Below are 3,676 nucleotides of genomic sequence, written 5' to 3' on the forward strand. Positions count from 1 at the left end.
TCATAGAGTTTTTCAACACTGCCCATATCTGCTCCTTAACCCTGCATGATGCCCTGCTCCGGCACATGCTGCTATAATAACTATTAGATTCATAATCTTTTATCAGCTCTTTTGCCTGCCCGATCTGATCCTCCGGGACACATATTTCTTTTCTGAAAACTGTCGTACCGGACATCACGTTTTTTCTCGACATTTTCCTTATCTACTAATTCAAGGTGTTGCAAATAGAATAATGACTTATCGTGACCTATTATTATTTCATTCTATATCTACGTCCTTTTGTTCCACCCGTAGATTCAATATGACCCTCATCACACATTTCCTTCAGGATCACTCTTGTCCTGGCAGGACTCAGATCAAGCATTTCAGCAATCTCTGCTGCTGAGTATTCACCACCCGAGGACACAAATGTAATTACTTTTTCTTTATTTGCCTGGGTCTTTCCGCTTTCGCTTGTTTTTTCTGCTTGCTTTTTCTGCTTGTTTTTTCTGCTTGTTTTTTCTGCTCGTTTTGTAAAAGGAAGCGTTAATATCGTCCTGTCCGGATGATACTGTTCCTCTATAACAGGTTTGTCCCAGCCGTATTCGTCCCATATGGCAAATATATCAGGGACTCCGCTTCCCGCACGTTCCCCGATACCAATCATATTGAACATCTTGATCAGAGCCTTGTTACGCGGATCTGATACCCCGCCCTTGAGCATCTGATCTATCCCTGTCCTGATATATCCGGGATTTTCAATAACAAGCTTATCAGGATCTTTTTTGATCACTATGCCTCTTTCTACGAAGAAATCTGCATTGTCAAAGCAGTTTGCCAGAGCCTCCCTGATAGCCTTATGCACAGGGGTATCCTCTATTCTTGTCAGCCCATCTGTCTGGAATGGGATCTTTAGATCTCTCGTTATCTTAGGATATATCCTAAAGAAGAAATCAAACAGATTCCCCGTCCAATCCCCTGATTCCGACTGCACTCTGTCTGTCCATCTGATCGTAGGATCGAGCATTTCTCTATAATCCAGGAAGTATTCAGGATAGACATAAAGAATCTTATACTCTTCTCCGAACATCAGAAGCCCCGCGGCTGTCGGATGATATTTCCCATCATTATCAGATATCTTTGCCGCGCCTATTCTTTCCAGATAGGCATCATCATCGAGATTGCCCCACACATGGGTAGGTCTGGCTACATTATGCCGGTTCCTGTACGCATGTACAGTATCCTTATTGAGCACGTCCATATCGAAATTCTCAAGGATCCTCATGTCAGGTGTATCCTCTGTCTGATCTCGGATCATCGCAAGGACTTCTTCTCTGGTACAGCTGTAGTCTCCTTCACCATTGCGTCTGAATGACTTATCAAAAATTTTATCATCGAGATAAATCGGCTTATCTTCCCTTCTGGCCTTTGGTACATGGATAGACAGAACCACATCACCATTGACCTCATATGTCTGCAGATCTGATTCAGTCAGAATATTTTTGCTGACCTTTTTACTGTCATTGATCGTATTCCAGAAATTCTTAATCAGCTTCTGCTCGTTCTTAAGACCTGTCGTATAGAAACTCCCGTCCTGCCGTTCGCCCACGCCAAGCAGGATCACACCGCCATAGCTGTTAGCAAAGGACGAGTATGTATCCCACATATTCACAGGCAAGCCGCCTTCAGCTTTTTTTACCTCAAGCCTGTTGTTCTCTCTGTATTCTTCAAATTTTCTGATGTCAAAATCCATAGGGTTTTCTCCAAAGTCCATCAAAATGCGCGTTCAAGCTGTTCTGCGTAATATGAATCCACATGATTCCCATCAGACAGCGATACCATGATCAGGTCTCCGTTGATATCTATCACAGTTCCTTCCTGACCACGATACTTGACTCTGACATGATCTCCGACTCTGAAAGAAGTGGAGCCATCATGTTCTCTACCGTTTAGTACAAATCCAATACCCGCCGCCAGTCCAGGCAATCCTGTTCCTTTATTTTTCTGTCTATTATCCGACTGCTTCTCATCTGACGGCCATTTACGGTCTTCGATCCTTTCGAGCACATCTTCATCTATTACATCCCTAAGAAGTAACAGATCATCTTCTGAAAAGTTCTGCCATGATTCCTCTGCCGCCTTATCCAGCACCTCACACGATACGCTTCCATCAAGACCTACAATATCATCAGCGGTAAATGAAGCTTTCTTATCAATAGCATACCCGACCAGCTTGTCCATCTCCGCCTCATCGACAATACCATCAAACTCCAGTATATCCGATGCACTAATCTCGGAACCGTGCTCAATTGCATTATCTATCATAAGATTCAGAGTCTCTTCACTCAGCAGACCATCAAATTCCAGTATATCACCAATGGTAAACTCCGCACCAAGAGAGATACACTTCCTCACAAGAAGATCATTTGTGTTCTCATCCCAGCCGCTTGAAACCATATCAAAAATTTCTTCTACAGTACCAGCATCTTCTAGTGCCGATATTCTCTTTATTAATGTATCCTCTTTCCAGTCAGACTGGCATTCATAAAAATAGTTCCAGGTCATATTGCTTCTCCGATTATATCTTTTTTATTAACATTCCTTACACCACGCAATTGCTTAAAGTCTGTTATCACAAATTCACCCAGTCTATCTTCTCATCCTTATAGAAATATTCTCTGTCGTGCTCTCCGACTTCACGGAGCACCCTGCAGGGATTCCCGACTGCGACCACATCTGCCGGGATATCCTTTGTCACCACACTGCCTGCTCCGATGACCGCATTATCTCCGATAGTGACACCTGGTACGATCACAACATTTGAACCGATCCAGGCATTTGCTCCAATGTGGACATCTTTATTATACTGCAATCCTCTTCCACGAAGTTCTGCATCTATCGGATGATTCGCTGTTGCTATCGTGACCGATGGACCGATCATCACCTTATCACCGATATAGATATGCCCATCATCAACCATTGTCACTCCGGAGTTCACATAGATACCGCTGCCAAAATGCACGTGATGTCCTCCCCAGTTTGCATGAAATGGCAGCTCGATATAATTACGGTCTCCACATTCTGCAAAGAGCTCTTTCATGTATTTTTCTTTTTCTGCTGTCTGTGATGGTCTCAGCTGATTGAATTCATAGAGCCTGTCCTGGAATGGAACCTGCTCCTTCATCACTTCCTCATCTCCCGGATCATACAGAAGACCTGCCACCATTCTCTCATACTGCGTCATAGAATATCTCTTCTCCTTGTCATCGCTGACACTTTATCAAATCCCAGTCTCTATTGTACCACGAACCATTATAAAAGATGTTACCATAAAAGTCACTCTGGAGTGGGAACTTTTGTTTTGTGAAATCTGAATAAAATCCTACTTGCGATTTTGTGCATTATTTTCAAATGAAGGTTATCAGGAATTTCCTACGATGGGATGTGCACAAGATACAGATTCTGCCTTATAATTTCTGGTAACTATTTTTCCCGATAACTGCAATTATCAGGAATTCCTGATAATAGTGGCGCGCAGTGCATCCTTGTACAAATCTTTTAGTAAGTTATAATTAAAAATGTACAGAAGGGGGTGCGGACAAAAACCTGGACCTGAATCAGGAACCAGAAGGAGGTCTGCGCAAACATGTATTCTTACGAGGATAGGATGAAGGCAGTACAGCTTTACATCCAATAT

4 protein-coding genes are annotated in these 3,676 nt (G+C 42.9%); all 4 read right to left on the bottom strand.

The features are described 5' to 3' along the window. A partial coding sequence (locus tag ACTNCK_RS11505) for a hypothetical protein (RefSeq protein ID WP_441082862.1) occupies positions 1-193 on the bottom strand: 193 nt, incomplete at its 3' end. A gap of 60 nt (positions 194-253) precedes the next feature. Beyond that, the gene (locus ACTNCK_RS11510; protein WP_441082863.1) at positions 254-1,732 is read right to left on the bottom strand and encodes an ATP-binding protein; all 1,479 of its coding nucleotides are present in this window, start codon (positions 1,730-1,732) and stop codon (positions 254-256) included. 20 nt (positions 1,733-1,752) lie between these two features. Then, the gene (locus ACTNCK_RS11515) at positions 1,753-2,544 is read right to left on the bottom strand and encodes a hypothetical protein (protein ID WP_441082864.1); all 792 of its coding nucleotides are present in this window, start codon (positions 2,542-2,544) and stop codon (positions 1,753-1,755) included. Positions 2,545-2,611: 67 nt separating this feature from the next. Further along, positions 2,612-3,223, bottom strand: a complete 612-nt coding sequence (locus ACTNCK_RS11520) for a sugar O-acetyltransferase (protein ID WP_441082865.1) — start codon at positions 3,221-3,223, stop codon at positions 2,612-2,614. Positions 3,224-3,676: the final 453 nt, after the last annotated feature.

Origin of the sequence: Candidatus Weimeria sp. HCP3S3_B5 (assembly GCF_052064335.1) — a bacterium.
Taxonomy (GTDB): Bacteria; Bacillota; Clostridia; order Lachnospirales; family Lachnospiraceae; genus Weimeria.

Coding starts and splice junctions, on each gene's coding strand:
- ACTNCK_RS11520 (WP_441082865.1), bottom strand. CDS start 3,223: ATGACGCAGTATGAGAGAATGGTGGCAGGTCTTCTGTATGATCCGGGA.
- ACTNCK_RS11515 (WP_441082864.1), bottom strand. CDS start 2,544: ATGACCTGGAACTATTTTTATGAATGCCAGTCTGACTGGAAAGAGGAT.
- ACTNCK_RS11510 (WP_441082863.1), bottom strand. CDS start 1,732: ATGGATTTTGACATCAGAAAATTTGAAGAATACAGAGAGAACAACAGG.